Annotated in this window: 12 protein-coding genes; 8 read left to right on the forward strand and 4 right to left on the reverse strand. The window is 72.9% G+C overall.

Going from position 1 to position 15,183, the window contains the following annotated elements:
• Positions 1-197 precede the first annotated feature (197 nt).
• Genes GRQ65_RS10440 through GRQ65_RS10455 form a run of 4 tightly spaced genes read left to right on the forward strand, consistent with a single transcriptional unit; the run spans position 198 to position 3,293 of the window.
• Positions 198-1,202 carry a glucosyl-3-phosphoglycerate synthase gene (locus tag GRQ65_RS10440; protein ID WP_337191618.1) on the forward strand — a complete coding sequence of 335 codons (1,005 nt, stop codon included), beginning with the start codon at positions 198-200 and terminating at the stop codon, positions 1,200-1,202.
• A complete protein-coding gene (gene folP, locus GRQ65_RS10445; RefSeq protein WP_337191619.1) occupies positions 1,199-2,062 on the forward strand; it encodes a dihydropteroate synthase in 864 nt (287 codons plus the stop codon). Before GRQ65_RS10440 ends, folP begins: the two co-directional genes overlap by 4 nt.
• Before the next feature lie 26 nt (positions 2,063-2,088).
• Positions 2,089-2,613 (forward strand): class III extradiol ring-cleavage dioxygenase family protein, encoded by a 525-nt coding sequence (locus GRQ65_RS10450; protein WP_337191620.1) that lies wholly within the window; start codon positions 2,089-2,091, stop codon positions 2,611-2,613.
• Positions 2,610-3,293 (forward strand): dihydrofolate reductase family protein, encoded by a 684-nt coding sequence (locus GRQ65_RS10455; protein WP_337191621.1) that lies wholly within the window; start codon positions 2,610-2,612, stop codon positions 3,291-3,293. The genes GRQ65_RS10450 and GRQ65_RS10455 overlap by 4 nt, the downstream gene beginning before the upstream one ends.
• Here GRQ65_RS10455 and GRQ65_RS10460 read toward each other — a convergent pair.
• From GRQ65_RS10460 to icmF, 3 genes are all read right to left on the reverse strand, one after another.
• Positions 3,229-4,866, reverse strand: coding sequence for an ATP-binding protein (locus tag GRQ65_RS10460; RefSeq protein ID WP_160877886.1), 1,638 nt, complete (start codon positions 4,864-4,866; stop codon positions 3,229-3,231). The genes GRQ65_RS10455 and GRQ65_RS10460 overlap by 65 nt on opposite strands.
• Before the next feature lie 86 nt (positions 4,867-4,952).
• Positions 4,953-5,747, reverse strand: coding sequence for a helical backbone metal receptor (locus tag GRQ65_RS10465; RefSeq protein ID WP_337191622.1), 795 nt, complete (start codon positions 5,745-5,747; stop codon positions 4,953-4,955).
• The gene (gene icmF, locus GRQ65_RS10470; RefSeq protein WP_160877887.1) at positions 5,744-8,902 is read right to left on the reverse strand and encodes a fused isobutyryl-CoA mutase/GTPase IcmF; all 3,159 of its coding nucleotides are present in this window, start codon (positions 8,900-8,902) and stop codon (positions 5,744-5,746) included. The genes GRQ65_RS10465 and icmF overlap by 4 nt, the downstream gene beginning before the upstream one ends.
• A 271-nt stretch (positions 8,903-9,173) precedes the next feature.
• Here icmF and GRQ65_RS10475 point away from each other — a divergent pair, with 271 nt between their 5' ends.
• Positions 9,174-11,780, forward strand: coding sequence for an Ig-like domain-containing protein (locus tag GRQ65_RS10475; protein ID WP_160877888.1), 2,607 nt, complete (start codon positions 9,174-9,176; stop codon positions 11,778-11,780).
• Between the two features lie 204 nt (positions 11,781-11,984).
• Here the strand turns inward: GRQ65_RS10475 and GRQ65_RS10480 are convergent, their stop codons facing one another.
• Entirely contained in the window at positions 11,985-12,482 is a 498-nt protein-coding gene (locus tag GRQ65_RS10480; RefSeq protein ID WP_337191623.1) for a MarR family winged helix-turn-helix transcriptional regulator, read from the reverse strand.
• 72 nt (positions 12,483-12,554) lie between these two features.
• On the opposite strand from GRQ65_RS10480, the gene GRQ65_RS10485 reads away from it, so the two are divergent.
• From GRQ65_RS10485 to GRQ65_RS10495, 3 genes are all read left to right on the forward strand, one after another.
• Positions 12,555-13,889, forward strand: coding sequence for an MFS transporter (locus tag GRQ65_RS10485; RefSeq protein ID WP_160877889.1), 1,335 nt, complete (start codon positions 12,555-12,557; stop codon positions 13,887-13,889).
• A gap of 44 nt (positions 13,890-13,933) precedes the next feature.
• Positions 13,934-14,545: a rhomboid family intramembrane serine protease gene (locus GRQ65_RS10490; RefSeq protein ID WP_160877890.1), complete on the forward strand. Its 612-nt coding sequence runs from the start codon at positions 13,934-13,936 to the stop codon at positions 14,543-14,545.
• Between the two features lie 167 nt (positions 14,546-14,712).
• Positions 14,713-15,150, forward strand: a complete 438-nt coding sequence (locus tag GRQ65_RS10495) for a MarR family winged helix-turn-helix transcriptional regulator (protein WP_337191624.1) — start codon at positions 14,713-14,715, stop codon at positions 15,148-15,150.
• Positions 15,151-15,183: the final 33 nt, after the last annotated feature.

Below are 15,183 nucleotides of genomic sequence, written 5' to 3' on the forward strand. Positions count from 1 at the left end.
CGGATCTGTTCAGCGCGGCTTCCGAGCCGAGCGTCTCGATGAGAGCCATGTCGGGAGATACCGCCAACCTGCTGTTGTCCGAGGGGACGGACTCGTGCCGAGCGACCTCGATCGAAGGCCGCCCGAGGCCCACTCCCGCCATTCTGGAAATGCCAGGGGTAGGGTCCCGTGTTCGGTCCGGTCGCTAGCCTCCAGGGGTGAGCGGCGTGAGCACCCACCACTGGCGGGACTGGTCGCTCGAGGAGCTCGTCGAGGTGAAGGGCGAGCGGGTCGTGAGCCTGGTCGTGCCGGCCCGCAACGAGGCCGCGACCGTCGGTGACGTCGTCAGCCGCGTGCGGAGCGCGCTGGTCGACACGGTCGCGCTGCTCGACGAGATCGTGGTCATCGACTCCGACTCCACCGACGCGACGTACGACGTCGCCACCGACGCGGGCGCGGTGGTGCACCGCGCCGCCGAGATCCGGCCCGACCTCGGGACCGTGCCCGGCAAGGGCGAGGCGATGTGGAAGGCGCAGTTCGTCACGCGCGGCGAGCTGCTCGTCTTCATGGACGCCGACCTGCTCGACTGGGACACCCACTTCGTGCCGGGACTGCTCGGCCCCCTGCTGACCCGGCCCGAGGTGCAGCTGGTCAAGGGGTTCTACGAGCGCCCACTGGGCAGCGGGTCGAGCGCGGTGCCGTTCGAGGGCGGGCGGGTGACCGAGCTGGTCGCGCGGCCGCTGATCCGGCTGCTGTTCCCCGACCTGGCCGGGCTGCACCAGCCGCTCGCGGGCGAGTGGGCCGTACGGCGCTCGCTGTGGCAGACGCTGTCGGTGCCGACGTCGTACGCCGTGGAGCTGGCCTCGCTCGTCGACACCGTGCGGGCGCACGGGCTCGAGGCGATCGCGCAGGTCGACCTCGGCACCCGAGCGCACCGGCACCAGGCCCTGCGTGACCTGTCCGGGATGGCGGAGCAGATCATGGCGGCGGCGTTCGCGCGGGCGGGTGGTTTTGAGACAGGACTTCGTCCTTCCTCAACCACCGGGCCGACAGGACTTCGTCCTTCCTCAACCACCGGGGGCGAAAGTGGTTTCGAGACAGGACTTCGTCCTTCCTCAACCACCGACCAGGCGACCACCGACTCGCCCGAAGGGGTACTGCTCGACGAGCGGGGGGACCGTCCGCCGGCGGTGTCGGTGGGCACGGAGGAGGAGAAGGCGTGACGTTGCGGCTGCGGACGCACGAGTTCGCGGACGAGGCGACGCTGATGATGGCGATCGTCAACCGCACCCCCGACTCGTTCTACGACAAGGGCGCGACCTGGGCCGAGGACAAGGCCTTCGAGCGGGTGGCGCTGGTCGCCGGGCAGGGTGCGGAGATCGTCGACATCGGAGGCATCAAGGCTGCGCCGGGCGTCGAGATCGACGCCGCCGAGGAGAAGTCGCGGGTCGTCGACTTCGTGGCGCGGGTGCGTGAGGCGTTCCCGCAGCTGGTGATCTCGGTCGACACCTGGCGCGCGGAGGTCGGTGACGCGGTCTGCGCGGCCGGCGCAGACGTGCTCAACGACGCGTGGGGCGGGGCCGACCCCGAGCTGGTCGACGTCGCCGCCGCCCACGGTGCCGGGATCATCTGCACGCACACCGGCGGGGCCACCCCGCGCACGCGTCCCTACCGCGTCGAGTACGACGACGTCGTGCGCTCCGCGATCGACGACACGGTGGCCTACGCCGAGCGAGCGCTGGCGGCCGGCGTGCCCCGCGAAGGCATCGTGATCGACCCGGCCCACGACTTCGGCAAGAACACCTTCCACTCCCTCGAGCTCACCCGCCGCCTCGGCGAGATGGTCGAGACGGGCTGGCCGGTGCTGGTGTCGCTGTCGAACAAGGACTTCGTCGGGGAGTCGCTCGACCTGCCGGTGGGGGAGCGGCTGGTCGGCACGCTCGCCGCCACCTCGGTCGCCGCGCTCGCCGGCGCCCGGATCTACCGCGTACACGAGGTCGTCGAGACCCGGCTGACCGTCGACATGGTCAACGTCATCGCGGGGCGGCTGCTGCCGAAGCGCGCGATCAGAGGGTTGCAATGAGTGCTGCAGTGAGCAGGGTCGTGCTCGTGCCAGGGACGCTCGCGCTCCTGCCGGAGTACGCCGGGCGCGAGGACCCCGTCGCCGAGCTGCGCGCCGCCGCGCTCGCCGCCGTCGCCTGGCTCGGGTCCGACGTGACCCTCGTCGGTGATGAGCAGGGGGCGCGGGTCGGGGCGTCGTTGCTCGAGGTGGTTTCGAGACAGGACTTCGTCCTTCCTCAACCACCGACGGTCTCGACGACGCTCGCCAGCGCTCGCTGCTCGACCAGCGGTGCCGGCGGTCCGGCGTACCTCGTCGTCGGCAACGGCTCGGCGAAGCGGACGGACAAGGCGCCGGGGGCCTTCGACGAGCGGGCGGAGGCGTTCGACGCGGGCCTGGGGGCCTCGCTGCGGGCGGGGTGGCCGGAGTTCGACGCCCGGCTCGCCGAGGAGCTGTGGGCGAGCGTGGAGGGCATCGCGCGGCTGGGGTCGCTCGGCGACCTGGGTGAGGCGCAGGTCGACTACGACGACGCGCCCTACGGCGTGCAGTACTGGGTCATGGGGTGGGGAGCGTGAGCGTGGAGTCGACGGACGTGCGGCAGCTGGACGACCTGGGTGACGAGGAGCTCGCCGCCCTCTACGCGCCTCCCGCCGACGCGGCGCCGTGGCTGCGGGTCAACATGATCAGCTCCCTCGACGGCGCTGCGACCGGCGCGGACGGGCGCAGCGGCGGGCTCAACAACGAGCCGGACCACCGCGTCTTCGCCGCGCTGCGGGCGCTCTGCGACGCGGTGGTGGTGGGGGCGGGTACGGCTCGCGACGAGGGCTACGCCGACCTGTCGAAGCCGCTCGTGCTGGTCACCCGCCGGGCCTCGGTGCCCGAGGGGCTGCGCGGGGAGGAGCCGGGCCGGGTGCTGCTCGCGACCACGGCGGGGGCCGAGCACCTCGACGAGGCGCGGGAGCTGCTGGGGGCCGAGCACGTGCTGGTGGTCGGCGAGGACGAGGTCGACCTCCCGCGGCTCAAGCGCGAGCTGGGGGAGCGGGGCCTCGGCGACCTGCTCGCCGAGGGTGGTCCCTCTCTGCTGCGCGACCTGCTGGCGGCCGACGTCGTCGACGAGCTCGACCTGACCTGGGTGCCGCGCCTGCTGGCCGGCGACCACCCGCGGATCGCCGTCGGCGACCCGGTCGACCTCACGATGCGCTCGGCGCACCTGCTCGTGTCCGGGTCCACCCTGTTGGGGCGCTGGCTGCGCTGAACGGCGAGGCGACCGGGGCGGTGGCGCTGCTGCCCTCGGGCGCGAGCGGCAGTGTGACCGCGAAGGCGTTGCGCGAGGCGTCGTAGCGGATCGTGCCGTCGTGGGCCTCGACGAGGTCGCGCACCACCGAGAGACCGAGGCCCGAGCCGCCGGTGGCGGTGCGCGGGCCCTGGGTGTAGCGCTCGAAGAGCCGCGGCACGAACTCCTCCGGCACACCCTCGCCCGCGTCGGCGACCTCGATGACGACACCGCCGCCCCCGGCGCTGTGCACCGGGGAGGCGCTGATGATGACGGGCTCGGCGCCGTGCTTCTGGGCGTTGCGCACGAGGTTGGCCAGCACCTGCTGCAGCCGCAGCGGGTCGGCGTACGCCGCGAGGTCGGGGCGGCACTCGACGCGGACCTCGAGGTCGGGGAAGCCGCTGGCGCACAGCGCGAGCTGCTCGCCGAGGTCGAGGTGCTCGGGGCTGACGACGAGGTCGCCGTGCTCGAGGGTCGCCGCGGCGAGGAGGTCCTCGGTGAGCAGCGTCAGCCGGCGGGTCAGCATGTGGGAGCGCTCGAGCATCCGCTGAGCGAGGGGACTGTCGAGGCCGTCGTCGCCGAGGAGCTCGAGGTAGCCCTGGAGGCCGGCGAGCGGGGTGCGCAGGTCGTGGCTGACCACGGCGGTGAGGTGGTCGCGCAGCCGCTGGGCCTCGAGGAGCTCGGCGTTCTGCTCGGTGAGTCGGGCCGCCATGGCGACGGTGTCGGCGTGGAGCCGGCTGGCGTCGCGCAGCACGGCGGCGGCCACGAACGCCGAGGCGGCGAGCCCGAGCAGCTTGGTGGCGTAGGAGGTGACGGTCCAGCGCTCCTCGGCCAGCATCACCAGCCACACGTCGCCGGCGAAGGCGACCGCCGCGACGAGCGCCCACGCCTCGAGGCCGTTGCGGGTGCGGCGCTTCGCGACGCCCCAGACCGACGCGGCGACGAACCCGGCGTTGACGACGAGCATCGTGGTGCCTGCCGCGGTGGTGAGGCGCCCGGAGGCCCCGACGACGGGGGGGAGCAGGTCGGGGGCGAGACCCACCAGGAGCCCGACGCCGGTGAAGGCCATCGCGACGGTGACCCACGCGAGGAGCGAGCGCACCACGCGGTCCGTGCGTGCGGCGCAGTGCTCCTCCAGCCCGGCGGGCCACGGGGCGAGCGCGGTGGCGATGAAGAGCGGCGGCATCACGTGCCGTGCGATCCAGAGCCACGCGAGGCTGTTGGGGTCGCCGGCGAAGAGTGGCTCGTCGCTCAGCAGGCCGGGGGTGGCGATGGCGATCTGCACGGCCATCCCCGCCGACCACAGGAACGCCCACGACAGGGGCAGCAGCCGGGGCGAGCCGCCGGCGCGGTACTGGCTGAGCAGCAGCGAGACGGTCAGCAGGTCGCAGACGAGGACGAGCGCGAGCCACAGGCCGGGGAAGCCCGGCACGGGCGGGAGGGCTTCGGCGCGCCAGGGCAGGGACAGGGCGATGGCCACCGGGATCGTTCCGGCGACCACCAGGGGCGCGCGACCCCTCCAGGACGCGTGCCCGACGTCCTCCAACGTCGTCACGTTCGTCAGTCTCGGGTAGTCGGGGTGGGTCCGCAGGGGGACTGGGGATCTGGTGCCGCACCGGCCACCGAAATAGCCCGAACGGGCTATCTGGAAACGTTCCCGTCCTGGGGCCACCCCTGTGGGTGTACGCCGGCCGCCCGGTCGATGGCCCGGTCGACGGCCCAGACGAGCTCTCCCGCGTGCGCCAGCGACGGGCCGTACCACGTCAGCAGCCGCCCCTCGACGAGCGCGACGGGCAGGCCCTCGAACGCCTCGGGACCGTCGTCGGCGGTGAAGACGTAGGGCTCGTCGGGCAGCACGACGACCTCGGCGCCGAGCTCCGCGAGCTGCTCGGGCTCGACCCGGGGGTAGCGGCCGTCGAGACCCGCGCCGGCCACGACGTTCTCCCAGCCAAGGCGGCGGGCCAGGTCGCTGGTGAACGTCGGCTCGCCGACGACCATCCACGGGTCGCGCCAGATCGCGATCGCGACCCGGTGCCGCACCGGCGGCAGCGGCCCGCACCAGAGCCGCTCGGCCTCGGCGAGCCAGGCCGGGCGCTCCCAGCCGAGCACGTCGTCGAGGAGGTGCTCGAAGGTCGCGACCGCCTCCGGCACCGTCTCGATCCGGGTGACCTCGACGCGCACCCCCGACTCGCGAAGCCGGCGCACGTCGAGCTCGCGGTTCTCCTCCTGGTTGGCGATCACCACGTCGGGGCGAAGGGCCCGGATCGCCGCGAGGTCGGGGTTCTTGGTGCCGCGCACGCGGGCCTCGAGGGTGGTGTCGAGGTCGGCCGGGTGGGTGCACCAGTCGGTGGCGCCCACGACCGCGTCGCGGCGTACGGACGCCAGCGCCTCCGTGATGCTCGGGACCAGGCTGACGACGCGCTCGAGGGGCCTCACACGTTGCGACGGTAGGCGCCGCCGACCTCGAAGAAGGCCTCGGTGACCTGGCCGAGGGTGCAGACGCGGGCGGCGTCCATGAGCACGGCGAAGACGTTCTCGCCCGAGGTGGCGGCCTCCTTGAGCCGCGCGAGGGCCGCCGTGGCCTCGTCCCGGTGCGCGCGCTGGAAGGCGTGGACGCGGTCGAGCTGCGAGCGCTTCTCGGCGTCGGTGCCGCGGGCCAGCTCGACGTGGTCGGGGGTGCCGTCGCCCTCCCCGTCCGGACGGCGGAAGGTGTTGACGCCGATGATGGGCAGCGAGCCGTCGTGCTTGCGGTGCTCGTAGAGCATCGACTCGTCCTGGATGCGCCCGCGCTGGTATCCGGTCTCCATCGCCCCGAGCACGCCGCCGCGCTCGTTGATCGCGTCGAACTCGCGCAGCACGGCCTCCTCGACGAGGTCAGTGAGCTCGTCGATGACGAACGACCCCTGGAGCGGGTTCTCGTTCATCGCCAGGCCCCACTCGCGGTTGATGATCAGCTGGATCGCCAGCGCGCGGCGTACGGACTCGGTCGACGGGGTCGTGACCGCCTCGTCGTAGGCGTTGGTGTGCAGGCTGTTGGCGTTGTCGTAGATCGCGATGAGGGCCTGCAGCGTGGTGCGGATGTCGTTGAAGTCCATCTCCTGCGCGTGCAGGGACCGCCCGCTCGTCTGGACGTGGTACTTCAGCTTCTGGCTGCGCTCGCTCGCGCCGTAGCGCTCCTTCATGGCGACCGCCCAGATCCGGCGGGCCACGCGGCCGATGACGGAGTACTCCGGGTCCATGCCGTTGGAGAAGAAGAACGACAAGTTCGGCGCGAAGTCGTCGATGTCCATGCCGCGGGCGAGGTAGGACTCGACGTAGGTGAAGCCGTTGGCCAGGGTGAAGGCGAGCTGGCTGATGGGGTTGGCCCCCGCCTCGGCGATGTGGTAGCCGGAGATCGAGACGGAGTAGAAGTTGCGGATCCCCTTCTCGATGAACCACTCCTGGATGTCGCCCATGCAGCGCAGCGAGAACTCCGTGGAGAACAGGCAGGTGTTCTGGCCCTGGTCCTCCTTGAGGATGTCGGCCTGCACGGTGCCGCGCACCCGCTGCAGCGCCTCGTCGGGGTCGACGCCGCGCTCGCGCGCCTGGTCGATGACGGTGTTGAGGAAGAACGCCAGGACGGTCGGCGCCGGGCCGTTGATCGTCATGCTCACGCTGGTGGTCGGCGCCAGCAGGTCGAAGCCGTCGTAGAGGACCTTCATGTCGTCCAACGTCGCGACGCTCACCCCCGACGTGCCGACCTTGCCGTAGACGTCCGGACGCTCGTCGGGGTCGCGGCCGTAGAGGGTCACGGAGTCGAACGCCGTGCTCAGCCGCTTGGCGTCGGTGTCGGCGCTCAGCAGCTTGAAGCGTCGGTTGGTGCGCGCCGGGTCGCCCTCGCCGGCGAACATCCGCGCCGGGTCCTCGCCCTCGCGCTTGAGTGGGAAGACGCCGGCGGTGAAGGGGAAGTGCCCGGGCAGGTGCTCGCGGCGGAAGAAGCGCACGAGCTCGCCGTGGTCGGCGTACGTCGGGAGCGCGACGCGGGGCACGACCGTGCCGGAGAGCGACTCGCGGCCCGGGGTCTCGGCGACCTGCTGGCGCAGCGCGGGCCACGCCTCGAGCTGGTCGCGGGTCTCGCGGTCGAAGGTGTCCTGGGCCTTGGCGAGGAGGGCGGGCACGGCGCCCTGCTGGTCGCCGGGCAGCGCGGCGAGCTCGGCGCCGACGGCCTCGAGCCGCTGCACGCGCCGGGCCTGCTCGACGAGCTCCTCCGTGCGGGCGTGGTAGCCGCGGACGGTCTCGGTGATCTCGGCGAGGTAGCGCACCCGCTCGGCGGGCACGACCTGGCGGATGCGGCTCGAGTGCCGCACGTCGACGGCCGGCAGGGTGCCGGCCTCGAGCGGCAGTCCCTGCTCGGCCAGCAGCCCGCGCAGGTGCTGGTAGAGCGCGGTGACGCCGTCGTCGTGGAACGTCGCCGCGCTGGTGCCGAAGACCGGCATGTCCTCGGGTCGCTGGCCGAACGCCTCGCGGTTGCGCACGAGCTGGCGGCCGACGTCGCGCAGTGCGTCCTCCGCGCCGCGGCGCTCGAACTTGTTGATCGCGACGACGTCGGCGAAGTCGAGCATGTCGATCTTCTCGAGCTGGCTGGCCGCTCCGAACTCCGGCGTCATGACGTAGAGGCTGGTGTCGGCGTACGGCGTCACGGCGGCGTCGCCCTGCCCGATGCCGGGCGTCTCGATGACCACGAGGTCGAAGCCGGCCGCCTTCAGCACGGTGACGACGTCGCCGAGGTGGTCGGGCAGCTCGTGGGCGCCGCGGGTGGCGAGGCTGCGGAAGAAGACCCGGTCCCCGTCGAGGGAGTTCATCCGGATGCGGTCGCCGAGCAGGGCTCCGCCGCCGCGGCGGCGGGTGGGGTCGACGGCGACGACCGCGACGCGCAGCTTGTCCTGCTGGTCGACCCGCAGGCGGCGCACGAGCTCGTCGGTGAGGCTGGACTTGCCGGAGCCGCCGGTGCCGGTGATGCCGAGGACGGGCACGTGCCGCCGGCTCGCGGCGTCGCGCAGCGGGGCGAGGTCGAGGCGGCCGAGCTCGGCGCCGGTGATCGCGCGGGCGACCGCGACCCGGTCGCCGCTCACGACCGCGTCGGCGTCGACCGGGTGCTGCTCCCACAGGTCGACGTCGATGCTGCGCACGACGCTGTTGACCATGCCGGGCAGGCCGAGGCGCTGACCGTCCTCGGGGGAGAAGATCGTGACGCCCGAGGCGCGCAGGCGCTCGATCTCGTCGTGCACGATGACCCCGCCGCCACCACCGACGACCTGCACGTGGTCGGCGCCGCGGGCGCGCAGGCTCTCGACGAGGTACTCGAAGTACTCGATGTGGCCGCCCTGGTAGGAACTGACGGCCACGCCCTGGACGTCCTCCTCGACGGCCGCGTCGACGACCTCCTGCACGCTGCGGTTGTGGCCGAGGTGGATCACCTCGCAGCCCTGCGCCATGAAGATGCGCCGCATGATGTTGATCGAGGCGTCGTGACCGTCGAACAGGCTCGCGGCCGTCACGAGCCGGACCGGGTGCTGCGGGACGTGGAGCTGCGGGACGAGGGGTTCGCTCACGGGAGTCCTTGGATGTGCGTTGGTTGGACGTCCTAGCAATTGTACGGCGCTATTCGACGGTAGGCGAGCGGCCACGGGTGGTCCCGAAGTTCACCTCCCTGGAACACGCGTGCCGGTCTCCGTAACAGAGCGAGACCGTGGGTAGGCCATCGTCGACGCCAAGGACGGCAAGGGCAGCCAGAGCCAGGACAAGACGAACAACTACGTCATCGACAACAGCGACACCCTCAACCCGCTGGTCAACACCAAGATCTCGGGCGACCCGGCCCGCATGGGCGACCAGGAGAAGCTCGGTCTGGCGACGATGGCGGCGTTCTTCCGTCGCTACGTCGGCGGCGAGGGGGCCTTCGAGCCGTACATGACCGGTGAGCTCGGCGGTCAGAACGCCACCCGGGAGAACGCACCGGTCAACCACTCCTACGGTCGCCAGCTGGCGCTGGCCTGGAAGAGCGGCCAGACGGCGAAGCTGACCGCGAAGATCCCGGCGGCCGACCGCGACCTGAGCGACCTGAAGGCGCTCGCCTTCGACGCCGACGTCAACTTCTTCGACCAGCGCAACCCCGGCGCGGACAACCGCGGTGACAACACCAAGGACGTCACGTCTGCCGGCTGCACCACGGCCTCGCCGTGCTGGCCCAACGAGAAGCCGACGTCCTACGACCCGGCCTCGACCAGCCAGGACTTCCTCGTCGCCGTGCGCGACACCGCCGGCCACGAGGCCACCGTGCACGCCGGTGACCCCCGGTGGGGCAACGCGCTGCAGGTGTCGACCGGCACCAACACGCCCAACACCCACATCGTGCTCGAGCAGGTGCGGGTGCCGCTGAGCGAGTTCGCGGCCCAGGGCGTCGACACCTCCTCGCTCGCCGCGGTGGAGCTCCGCTTCGGCGAGGCGGGCACCCCGGCCTCGGGGTCGATCCAGCTCGCCGACCTCCGCTTCCAGGAGGCCGCGTCGGCCGCGCCGCTCGTGCTCTCCGACGGCACGGCGCCCGACCAGGGTGCGGGCTACGGCGCTCCGAAGACCGGGCCCGACCCGGCCGCCGAGCTCGCGGCGTACGACGTGACGCCGGGGGAGATGTCCCTCGTCGACACCGTCGGCACGCCGGGGGCCGCCACCACCTGGGTCGTCGACGACGACCGCGTGCAGTGCCCCGGGGCGTCGTTCACCTCGATCCAGAGGGCCGTCGACTTCGCGGCACCGTGGGACACCATCGTGGTCTGCGAGGGCACCTACCAGGAGCGGTCGACGCCGGTGAACCACGCCAGCAACCCCGTCGCGACGGGGGCGCTGAACGGCCTCACCATCACCAAGCCGCTCAAGATCAAGGGCGCCGGTGCCGACAAGGTGACGATCATGCCCGACCAGTCGCTCTCGACGCTGGCCGGAGCGACGCCGTACCTGCGTGACGGCGGCGGCAACGTCATCACCGTGTCGCGGCAGTCGCTCGGCTCGACCGACACCAACGAGATGTTCGTCGACATCTCCGGGGTGACCGTGACCGCCGGCCGCACCTACGCCGAGGCCGGGATCGCCTTCTTCGGCGCGGCCGGTCGGGTCTCGGACAGCGTGGTCGGCCCGATGAAGGTCGGCTCCACGCCCGCCGAGCTCGCCGCGGCACCGCACGGCTGGGGCATCGTCAAGACCAGCCTCGTGCAGGGCTCCGGCCCCGGCACGGTCGAGAACGAGGTCACCGTCGCCGACAGCCTCGTCACCGGCTACCAGGCCGGCGGCATCCTGTTCGACGGTGCGAGCGGGGCCGACGGTGCGCCCTCGACCACGGCGCGCACCGGGACCCGCCAGCACGGCTACGTCACCGGCACCGTCGTGCGCGGCACGGCGGGCTCCCCGGTCCCGCAGACGGGCGTCGCCTGGACGAGCGGCACCGACGGGTTCCTGCGCGGCAGCCGGGTCACCGGCAACTCCGGCTACGGCGTGCGCCTCACCGACGCCCGCACCGAGGTCGCCGGCGCGCTGACCGCCTCGGGCAGCGTCCTCACCGGCAACGGTGTGGCCGTCGCCAACCAGGACGCCGCCGGGACGGCGGTGCGCCGCGGTGCGCCGTACGTCGTGTCGGGGAGCTTCCTCGGCAGCGCCGACGTCTCGGCACCCGACGCCGACGGCTCGCCCAGCGTGACGACGCCCGACCGGCGGGACACCGAGCCCGCCGGTGTGCCGACCGCGGTCGGCTCGGTGGCCGACGTCGCGCCCACGGTCGCGATCGTCGACCCGGTCGCGACGACCACGGTGTCGGTGGGCGACACGGTCCTCCCGGTCGTCCGGGCGAGCGACGACCACGCGGTCCGGTCGGTGCGATTGCTGTTCGACGGCAAGGCGGTCGCGCTCGCGACCCTCGCGCCGTACGCCTTCACCTGGACGCCCAACGCGCCGTACGCCGGCACGAGCGTGAAGGTGCAGGCCGAGGTCACCGACTCCTCGGGCCGCACGACGGTCTCCGACTCGGTGACGATCTCGGTGAAGGCGCTGCCGACGGTGCCGGGCGACACCACCACGCCGACGCCGGGTGACACCACCACCCCGCCGGTCACGACGGTGCCGTCGGTGCCGACCGTCCTGCCGACCGTCGGCACCCTCCAGGTCGCGGGTGTCGAGCAGAAGCGCCGCCGCGGCACGGCGGTGCTGACGACCGAGGTCAACGGCGCGGGCACGGTCACGCTCAGCGGCACCAAGGTGCGCTCGCGCAGCGTCACGGTGGGCCCGGACCTCACGGCCACCGTGGTCGTGAAGCTCGACGCGAAGCACCGGGCCGCCCTGCGCAAGCGCGGCAAGGTGAAGGTGGTCGTCACCCTGACCTTCACCCCGACCGGCGGGACCGCGGTGAGCACCACCCAGAAGGTCACGCTGAGGCTGAAGCGGTGATCCAGCGTTGACCATGGCCAGCTGATGGTCGGCTGAGCAGGTGGCGGGTGCCCGGTCCGGGTGCCCGCCACCTGTGCGTGGTGGTGGGGTCGGACGGTAGTCACCGACGTTCGGTCGGTAGTCACCGACGTTCGAGGGGGGTGAGAGGGCTCTCAGGCCCCCGGAACGTCGGTGACTACCGCCCGGGGTCGAGCGGTCCCAGCCTCAGTCGACGGTGTCGCCGGCGTCGCGACGGAGCAGACCGAGCAGCCGGGTGAGCTCGGCGAGCTCGGGAGCGGGCAGGCCGGGCTGCTCGAAGACGTCGGTGTTGAGGCCGTCGGTGGCCTTCTCGACGACCGCGCGGCCGTCGTCGGTGATGGCGGCGAGGACGACGCGGCGGTCGGTGTCGTGGCGCAGCCGCTCGACGTACCCCTGGCGCTCGAGACGCGCGACCGCGCTGGTGACGGTGGTGGGGTGCACCTGCAGCAGTGAGCCGAGCCGGGTCATCGGCATGGAGCCCGCGGAGGAGAACGACAGCAGCCGCAGCACCTCGTAGCGCGCGAACGACAGCTCGAGCGGCCGCAGGACGGCGTCGATGCGCTCCATGACGAGCTGCTGGACCCGCACCAGCGAGGTCACCACGACCATCCCGTCGGCGGCGTCGGACCAGCCGTGGCGCACCCACTGGCGATGGGCCTCCCGGATCGGGTCGCGCTCGCTCACGCCAGCATCGTAGGTGGCCCCGCTGGCAGGACGGCGGGAATGGACCGGCGCTCACCGCGGTTGGGACGGGTCGTGCCCCTCGACGACTCGCGCCGCGTCTCTGTCCTGCTCGGCGTCCTGTTCGGCGTCGCCGGCATGGGGTCCTCCTCGGCGTCGGTGGCGCTGGCCCAGATCGGTGCGGAGTTCGACGTCGGGGTGGGGGTCGCGACGTGGACGATCAGCCTCTACGTCCTGATGCTCGGCGTCACCACCGCGCTCCACGGGCGGATCTCCGACCTGGTCGGCATCCGGCTGCCGCTGCTCGTCGGCGTCACGCTGATGATCGGCGGGGCGCTGGTCGCGGCGGTCGCGCCGTCGTTCGGGGTGCTGCTGGTCGGTCGGTTCGTGCAGGGCGCGGGCGCCGCGGCGGTGCCGACACTGGGCGTGGCCATCGTCAGCGGGCGGTACGCCGGCGCGGTGCGCGACCTCGCCCTCGGCCGCCTCGCCGGCATGGCGGCGGCGGTCAGCTGCCTGGGGCCGCTGGTCGGTGGCCTGGTCGAGGCGGCGTTCGGCTGGCGGGCGGTGCTCGCGCTGCCGGTCCTGAGCCTGCTGATCGTGCCGTTCCTGTGGCGGGCGATGACCCGCGAGGGCAGCGGCGACCGGCTCGACCTGCCCGGCGCCCTGCTGGTGACGGCCACCGCCGGCGGGCTCGTGCTGCTCGTGCAGTCGCCGTCGTCGGGTCCGGCCGTGGCCGTCGCCGGACTCGTGCTGCTCCTGCTCGGTGCGCCGCTCGTCGTGCGCCGCGTGGGGCGGCGGCCGAACGGGTTCCTGCCCCGCGACGTCATCCGCAACGGCACCGTCGTGCGCAGCTCACTCGCTGCGGCGGCGGTGCCGGCGGCGTGGTTCGCCCACCTGATCGCCGTACCCGCCGTGATGGTGCACCAGGGCTGGGAGCCTTGGCAGGTCGGCCTGCTGCTGGTGCCGAGCGCGGTGCTGGCGACCCTGATGCCGCGCTTCGCGGGTCGGCTGCTCCAGCGCCACGGCGGGGCCCGCTCGGTCGCGGTGGCGGCCGTCGCGGCCTCGACCGCACTGGTCGTGGCCGCCGTCGGCGCGGAAATCGTCGCCCCCGCGCTGCTCGTCGTCGCGGTCGCGCTGGTCACCGTCGCCTTCGGCCTCGGTCAGCCGGCGCTCAACACCTCGGTCGGCGCGGCGGTCCACGCCGACGTGCGCGGTGTCGCGCTCGGCATCGCGACGCTGACCTTCCTCGTCGGCGGCTCGGTCGGCTCCGCGCTGGTCGGCGGTCTCGGAAGTGCCGTCAGCATCCCGCTGAGCCTGATCGTGCTCGCCGCACTGCCGCTGCTGGGCCTGTTCGCGCTGCTGCCCGAGCTGCGCCGCGGCGACGAGCGCGAGGTCGCCCCGACCGTCTGAGCCCGCCGGGCGGTTGGCCCTCGCGACGTACCTTGGGAGCCACCATGAGGTCCCAGCACCCCGTCGACGAGCCCGCCACCTGGGTCCGCGCGCTGGTGTGGATCACCGGGTTCACCGGCCTGCTGTGGGTCTCCGAGACCGTCGACACCCTCGACGACCACCGGCTCGACGCCTACGGCATCTCCCCGCGCGACGGCGAGGGGCTGCTCGGCATCGTGTTCGCGCCGCTGCTCCACGCGAACTTCGCCCACCTCGCCGCCAACACCGTGCCCGTGCTGGTGCTCGGCTTCCTGGTGCTGTTCTCCGGCATCGGCCGCGGGCTCGCGGTGACCGCGGTGATCTGGGTCGTCGCCGGCGTCGGCGTCTGGCTGCTCGCGCCGTCCGGGACCATCCACCTCGGCGCCTCCAGCCTGGTCTTCGGCTGGCTGGTCTACCTGCTCGTGCGCGGCTTCTGGTCGCGGCGGGCCGGCGAGATCATCCTGGGCCTCACCCTCTTCTTCCTGTACGGCGGGCTGCTGCTCGGCGTCCTGCCCGGCCAGCCCGGCATCTCCTGGCAGGGCCACCTCTTCGGCGCCCTCGGCGGCCTCCTCGCCGCCTCGACCCTCAGCGAGCATGCCGTCGAGCGTCGGCGGGCGCACAGCGACCTGCGCTGGTAGTCGGCGCACCGCCGGCGGTAGTCACCGACGTTCGGGCGGCACTCACCGACGTTCCGGGGCCTGAGAGGTGTCTCAGACCCCCGGAACGTCGGTGACTACCGCTCGCCCCGACCACTACCCGACAAGTTGTGCACAACCGAGTTGCGTGCAATGGTGGAGAGGTGCCGGTGACCGACGAGATGGTGTGCCTGGCGGTCCACTCGGCCGCGCGGGCGACGACCCAGGCCTACCGGGCGCTGCTGGCGCCGTGGGGGCTGACCTACACGCAGTACGTCGTGCTGGTGGTCCTGTGGACCGAGGGCGAGCGCACCGTCTCCGACCTGGGCGAGCGCCTGCAGCTCGACTCGGGCACCCTCTCGCCGCTGCTGCGGCGGATGGAGACCGCGGGGCTGCTCGTGCGCGAGCGTCGCGACCGTGACGAGCGGGTCGTCACCGTCGCCCTCACCGAGCGCGGACTGGAGCTCCGTCAGGAGCTGTCGTTCGTCCCGAGCCGCATCGCCGCCGCCACCGGGCTGCCCGACCAGGCCGCCGCCTACGCCCTGCTCGAGACCCTGCACCGGCTCGACCGCGAGATGCGCGCCGTCGCCGCCGACCCGCACCCCTGACCACACCACCCACCACCACCACCACTCAGGAGA

This window comes from Nocardioides flavescens (assembly GCF_009823805.1).
In the GTDB taxonomy this organism is placed as follows: Bacteria; Actinomycetota; Actinomycetes; order Propionibacteriales; family Nocardioidaceae; genus Nocardioides; species Nocardioides flavescens.

Bases quoted from the DNA above. Each gene is read 5' to 3' on its own strand.
- GRQ65_RS10490 (WP_160877890.1), top strand. From the start codon at position 13,934: ATGAGGTCCCAGCACCCCGTCGACGAGCCCGCCACCTGGGTCCGCGCG.
- GRQ65_RS10475 (WP_160877888.1), top strand. From the start codon at position 9,174: ATGGGCGACCAGGAGAAGCTCGGTCTGGCGACGATGGCGGCGTTCTTC.